At 66.2% G+C, this 6,250-nt stretch carries 7 protein-coding genes; 5 read left to right on the forward strand and 2 right to left on the reverse strand.

The annotated features are described in order from the left end of the window. Positions 1–147: 147 nt before the first annotated feature. Positions 148–990 (reverse strand): restriction endonuclease, encoded by an 843-nt coding sequence (locus tag FW784_RS11815; protein WP_149353542.1) that lies wholly within the window; start codon positions 988–990, stop codon positions 148–150. 111 nt (positions 991–1,101) lie between these two features. Here FW784_RS11815 and FW784_RS11820 point away from each other — a divergent pair, with 111 nt between their 5' ends. From FW784_RS11820 to FW784_RS11835, 4 genes are all read left to right on the forward strand, one after another. Continuing rightward, positions 1,102–1,752, forward strand: a complete 651-nt coding sequence (locus tag FW784_RS11820; protein WP_149353543.1) for a hypothetical protein — start codon at positions 1,102–1,104, stop codon at positions 1,750–1,752. Positions 1,753–1,761: 9 nt separating this feature from the next. Next, a complete protein-coding gene (locus FW784_RS11825; protein WP_149353544.1) occupies positions 1,762–2,310 on the forward strand; it encodes an HNH endonuclease in 549 nt (182 codons plus the stop codon). Between the two features lie 151 nt (positions 2,311–2,461). Beyond that, positions 2,462–2,842 carry a YajD family HNH nuclease gene (locus tag FW784_RS11830; RefSeq protein ID WP_149353545.1) on the forward strand — a complete coding sequence of 127 codons (381 nt, stop codon included), beginning with the start codon at positions 2,462–2,464 and terminating at the stop codon, positions 2,840–2,842. Positions 2,843–3,146: 304 nt separating this feature from the next. Beyond that, positions 3,147–4,175, forward strand: a complete 1,029-nt coding sequence (locus FW784_RS11835; protein WP_149353546.1) for an NADP-dependent oxidoreductase — start codon at positions 3,147–3,149, stop codon at positions 4,173–4,175. Between the two features lie 18 nt (positions 4,176–4,193). Here FW784_RS11835 and FW784_RS11840 read toward each other — a convergent pair whose 3' ends face one another. Continuing rightward, a complete protein-coding gene (locus FW784_RS11840) occupies positions 4,194–5,120 on the reverse strand; it encodes an alpha/beta fold hydrolase (protein ID WP_205123619.1) in 927 nt (308 codons plus the stop codon). 612 nt (positions 5,121–5,732) lie between these two features. Here FW784_RS11840 and FW784_RS11845 point away from each other — a divergent pair. Continuing rightward, positions 5,733–6,203, forward strand: a complete 471-nt coding sequence (locus FW784_RS11845) for an SRPBCC family protein (protein ID WP_205123620.1) — start codon at positions 5,733–5,735, stop codon at positions 6,201–6,203. Positions 6,204–6,250: the final 47 nt, after the last annotated feature.

The following is a 6,250-nucleotide window of genomic DNA, read 5'->3' on the forward strand; positions in this document are numbered from 1 at the left end:
GCGCGCGGCTGCGCTGCGGTGTCGCGCGCGCGTTCGGGCGTGACCTCACGAGGGCGCACCTGCGCCGTGTCGCGCGTGGTGGCGGCCAGACAAAGGGGTCAGGTTTCATTTCCTTGCACTGCAAGAAATGGGGTCAGGTTCCATTTGCTAGCCTTGGAGCGCGCGGGTTCCGCGGCATTGCGGGTAGCGGGAACATCCCCAGAATTGCTCGCCGTTCTGGCGATTCGTTCGTAGCGCCATGTCGGTGGAACATCTCGGGCACGTAGGTTTCGCGGCTGTTGCGCCGATATCCGTGGATGCGGCGGACGGGTTGTCGGACGCGGCCCCAAAGGTCGTGCTTGTCGCGACTCTGTTCTGCGCAGCGGCGATCATGGTCACCAGATCGGATCCGGTGATCAGGTCGATCGCCTTGCCATGGGCGAAACGTCGTGCATCGTCTGTGTAGCCGCCGACGCACACGATCTTGATCGCATCGGCCCCGTGGTGGGCAAGCAAGCCCCACATCTCGCGCACCGTTGATACGTTTACCTGACGCTGGCGCCATTGCTTGCACTGCACCAACGTCCTGCTGCCGGCGCGTCGCAAGATTAGATCGACGCCGCCGTCCGCACCGCCCTGGCCCGTTTCTTCCACCGCGTAACCCTGCCGGCGGAACGCCTCGCCGACGAGTTGTTCGAACTGACGCCAGTCGAGCGCGGCGATGCTGGCGAGGTCGCTGCGAGTCGCGAGCAGGCGTGCCCGTTGAAGGCGTCTTATGTAAGACGCTGCAGCGCCAATCCAACACACGGCGAGCACCATCCAGGCGAGCGGGGCTAAAGCATCAGTCTCGAATCCCCGGGTCATGCCCTCGGCGATCGGGCCTCCGCTCGCGTGAAAGACTTTCGCCGCTCCGTGGCGGACGAACCAATACCCCGCGACGCCGAGGGCGATGCCGATCTGCCAAGGCAATGCCGCGAGTACGTCTAATGCGCTTTCCTTTCTTCGGACCATGGCGTCTCCGCGGGGGGCTAGGTGATCTGTCTGGTCACAAGTCGGCCGGCGGTTCGAGCCGCAGACGGTCGGCCGTTAGACTGCCGGCACCGCCTGGGGAGCGTCTACCGCATGACCCGTTATCTACTGGCCTGCCTAGCGCTCGCCCTACTGTCCGCCTGCCATCCCGACGACTCGGCACGCCCTCAGGCGGGGCGGCCCATGAATTCGGCGGAGACGGCGCTGCATCTCGCAAAGGTGCAGGCCGCGGCGCACGCCGGCGACCAAGATGCCCTCCGCCATGAAATGGGGCAGATGAACGACGACATGCGTCGCGCCATGAAGTTGCCGGACGCGAGCCGCCCCATCGATCCGGAATCGGCGCGAGCCGCGGCGAAGCGGGTGCCTGGCGTCCATTCCGTGGTCTGGCTCGACCGCACCAATCTGCTAGCGTTAGTCGATCGCAACGATCTGCGCTCGATGACCACGATCGACGCCATATGCACCGAGCTCGATCCCCTTGGCGACACGCTGGCCGTGGTCGTGCACTTGCAGAGTCGAGTGGCGCGAACCGGTGACGAGCTGGAGACAATTCATCGGAATTGCCAGTTGGCCGAAGGTGACCGCGCCATGCTGCAAGCCGTGAAAAAGGTGGATGTCATTCCACCTGAGATCCGAGCCGAACACGCGGCACAGCAAGACCCGGGTCGGGACGCCGCGCGCACGCGCCGTAAGGCCGACGAAGCCGCAAAGCTCCTCGAAGCCTCCACTCCCGAGATGTAAAGGAAGATCGTGGCCGTCTACAACACACCTTTCGATGCCGCGAACACCGCGGTTCGTTCCTTCCTTACCTCTGTCGGCGAGCACTATTGGGGCCGTAAATTTACAACCGCGTCGGGCGCCGGGCAGACCGCCTGGAAGGAAATCTGCGCAGACTTTGGAGGCGCGTGCGCGTACTGCGAAACGACTGACGGCCCAATGCAGATAGAGCACCTCGTGATGTTCAACCGCACGGAGTACGGCCTGCACCACCCGGGCAACATCGTTCCGGTCTGCAAAGCCTGCAACAAGCGGTGCAAAGACGACACGAAGTGTTTCGTGGGCTGGCGAGATCACCTCGCACGCGTGTGTACCGGACTTCCTCCATCGGTTGCGGCGGCGCGTCAGGCGCGCATCGAACAGCACATCGTCAAATTCAGCTATCCGAATTTGAGCCCGCAGGAGCGACACGCAATCCGGGTAATCGCCGAGTCGCTGTACGAGAACGTCAAGACTGAGGTCGTGAAGTCTCTCGCGTTGTACGAGAAGCTGGACGAGGCCTTCGTCGACCGAACCGCCTAGCGCAGATTGTCGGTCGTTCGTTCGCTCTCTCGTGGAAAACAACGGGTCAGGTTCAGTTCTTTCCAATTCGAACCTGACCTTTTTCTTCGGTCATACTCCCGCGTGCGCGACCAGCGATTGCTTTCCCTGCCGCCCGACTGGACCCGTCACCATGACAAGCCCACAAGACGCCAAGCTCGACCGCATCGTTGCCGACGCCCGGCGCAGCGCCGAGCAGCGCGACCAGGGTTACCGCGAGCGTGCGCTGAAGATGTACCCGTGGGTCTGTGGCCGCTGCGCGCGCGAGTTCACCCGCGCCAACCTGCGGGAGCTCACCGTCCATCACCGCAACCACAACCACGCCGACAATCCGCCCGACGGCAGCAACTGGGAGCTGTTGTGCGTGTACTGCCATGACAACGAGCACTCGCGCCAGACCGACCACACCGGGGTGAGCGCGTTGAACGCCGAGGACAAGGTGCCTGCGGCCACGTCAAACCCGTTCGCAGACCTGAAGTCGCTGCTCGCGAAGCGCCCGCCGAACGACGGGTAGTGGCGGCCCACTGACTCGAAGCTCAGGAAAAGGAGTCAGGTCCCATTACCTGAGAAGCAGGGGGGCAGAGTCGAATTTCCCGCGGACCGGGAGGTGGGGCAGGTCGATTCGCAATGGATGTCGGGCGGCCCTCCGCGGCCGCGCCATCGTGGGCCGACAGCAACTCGCGATCCTGCCGGGCGGGAACGCGCCCAGGCTTCGCGAAATGCCACGCTGAGCCCGGTTGCGGCCTGCACCCCGTTGCACGTCCCCCACCAGGGCGCCGGCGTACGCTGACTCCTCCCGGTTTCCCAGGAGCACGCCCATGTCCACCTCCGAACGCATTAACCGGCAATGGGTGCTCAATGCCCGGCCGAAGGGCGAGCCCGATGCCGAGACCCTTCGCTGGGTGGAGGCGCCCGCGCCCGTGCCGGGCGAGGGGCAGATGCTGCTGCGCACGGTGTACCTGTCGCTCGATCCCTACATGCGCGGGCGCATGAGCGATGCGCCGTCGTACGCGGCGCCCGTCGGGATCGGCGAGGTGATGGTGGGCGCCACCGTCGCGCAGGTGGTGGAGTCGCACGTGCCCGGCTTCGCGCCCGGGGACTGGGTGCTCGCCTACGGCGGCTGGCAGGACTACGCGCTCTCCGACGGCAAGGGCGTGGCGAACCTGGGCGCGTCGCCGTCGAACCCGTCGTGGGCGCTGGGCGTGCTCGGCATGCCGGGCTTCACCGCATGGGCGGGCCTCAAGGAGATCGGTCGGCCGCAGCCGGGCGAGACGATCGCGGTGGCGGCCGCCACCGGGCCGGTGGGCGCGACGGTGGGACAGATCGGCAAGCTGATGGGCTGCCGCGTGGTCGGCATCGCCGGGGGCGCGGAGAAGTGCGCACATGCGGTGGACGTGCTGGGCTTCGACGCCTGCGTCGACCACCGGGGCGACGACCTTCCGGGCGCGCTCGCGACTGCGTGCCCGCAGGGCATCGACGTCTACTTCGAGAACGTCGGCGGCGCCGTGTTCGATGCGGTGCTGCCACTGCTCAACAGCCGCGCGCGCATCCCGCTCTGCGGGCTCGTGTCGCAGTACAACGCCACCGCGCTGCCGGCCGGCCCCGACCGCATGAACTGGTTGCTGGGGCAGCTGCTGCGCAAGCGCATCCTGGTGCAGGGCTTCATCATCTTCGACGACTTCGGCCACCTGTATCCGCAGTTCGCACGCGAAATGGGCGACTGGGTGCGCAGCGGCCGGGTGAAGTACCGCGAGGAGATCATCGACGGCCTGGAGGCCGCGCCCGCGGCGTTCGTGGGGCTGCTGCGCGGCGAGAACTTCGGCAAGCGGGTGATTCGCGTGGGTTGAGCGGCACGGGGTCGGCGCCTACTTCACCAGCGGCAGGATCCGCTCTTTCAGCATCCGGTATTCCGCGTCCACCACGTCCTGGTTCGGATCATGGCCCGCGTGTTCGAGCAGCGCCAATGCCTTCTGCGGTGCGTGCAGGCTTTCGTAATAGCGCTGCGCCACGTCGGGCGTAGCCAGAAGGTCGTGTGCACCTTCCACGAAGAACATCGGGATCGCGAAATCGGTACCCAGTCGCGGCAGGTCGACGCGCGAGTACATGCCGTCGCCGTGCATGCCCACGAAGTTGACGAATGAATACTCTTCGCCGGCTTCGTAGTCGGCTAGCGCTTTCGGCGTCGCGTACGGGGAAGCCGGTTTCCACCACGCGGCGGGCGGCGGCGTGGTCACCTTCGACTCGTATTTCCGTACCACGCGGCGCACCTTGCCGAAGCTTCGCGGGTCGCTCCACGGCGGCGCGCCCACACCTTCGAGCACTGCGAGCGCGTCGGCGTCGCCGGCCTTGCGCGCCAGCGCGAGCAGGCCGGCATAGCTGGTCGCTTCGTTCTCGCGATAGCTCACCAGTTGCGACGTGCCCAGATACGCATGGAACAGTTCGGGATGCGCCTTGGCCATCGACACGCCAAGGATGGAGCCCCAGGAACTGCCCCACAGGATCACTTTCTTCTGGCCGTAGCGCCGTGCGAGGTAGGCCGCCAGTTCGGTGCCGTCGTCGCGCATCTGCTCGAGCGTGAGAGCCGAATCTTCCGCCGGCGGATTACGCCCATAGGTCATGCCGGCGCCACGCTGGTCCCATTGCACGAGCGTGAATTCGTGCGCCCACTGGCCATAGATCGCATCGGAATACGGGCTGAGCGGGTTGCCCGGGCCGCCGCTGATGAAGAGGATGATCGGATTCGCGCAGCTGTCGCCCTTCACCGTCACCCACTGCTCAATACGGCCGAGCATGACGAAGCCTTTCTCGTCGAGCGGACCTTTGTGTTTCGCCGTGCACGCGGGCGCGACTCGCGGGTGATTGGCGGCGCGCGCGGCGACCGGCGCTGCCATTAGGGCGTTAGCCACTACGGCGAGACACAACATCAGCACGCCAGCAAAACGGGGGGCGATCGACACGGTCGGCATTCCATTGCATGAGCCGACGCTGCGGCGGTGGCGCAGCATAGAACTAAAGGCCGGGTGTTTCGTTCCCGTAGGCGCACCACTCGCATCGGCCGCCCATCGCGGTGAACACGAAAGGGCCGCCCCGGTGCGCGAGCCACCGTCCGGCGCCACAGGGCGGGGCCCAGAAGCCCATCAGTCCAAGCACCGCGTCGGACGGTCACGGTAGTGCGGCCACCAGGTCGCGTCTGGACCTCTTACGTCGAGCCATGCGGACCGGCACCTCATTGCCTGAAGGAGGTTTAGCGGTGCCGCTCCAGATGGTTTCGACGCAGGCCGGCTTGCGATAAGCAACCACAAGGTTGCACAAAGTCACTCCGCCGGGTAGAGTCGTCGTGCAACCCGGAGGTTGCACAACTTCCCGTCGCGCCGGCACCGCCGGCCGCCCAACTCAGGACATCCATGGACATCCAGGCCACCACCGACGCTATCGAACGCAGCATCGTCATCAACGCCCCGCGCGAGCGCGTCTGGCGCGCGCTTACCGACACCACCGAGTTCGGCACGTGGTTCGGCGCCAAGCTGCAAGGCCAAAGCTTCACCGCAGGGCAGCGCGTGCGGGGGCCCATCACCTCCTGCGGCCACGAGCACATCGATTTCGACGTCGTCGTCGAGCGGATCGAGCCGCAGACCGTGCTCGCGTATCGCTGGCACCCGTACCCGGTGGACCCGTCGGTGGACTACAGCGCGGAAACCCCGACGCTCGTGACGTTCACGCTCAGCGAGGCACCCGACGGCGCGACGCGCGTCACCGTCGTTGAGTCGGGGTTCGAGCAGGTGCCGCCGGCGCGTCGCCTGGAGGCGTTCCGCATGAACGATCGCGGCTGGGCTGCGCAGCTGGACTGCCTGGCGCGTCATGTCGAACACGCCTGAGCCGAACGGCGCGCCTGCATCCACGGCGCTGCCCGCCGCGAACGACG

The organism is Cognatilysobacter lacus (assembly GCF_008274655.1).
Taxonomy (GTDB): Bacteria; Pseudomonadota; Gammaproteobacteria; order Xanthomonadales; family Xanthomonadaceae; genus Cognatilysobacter; species Cognatilysobacter lacus.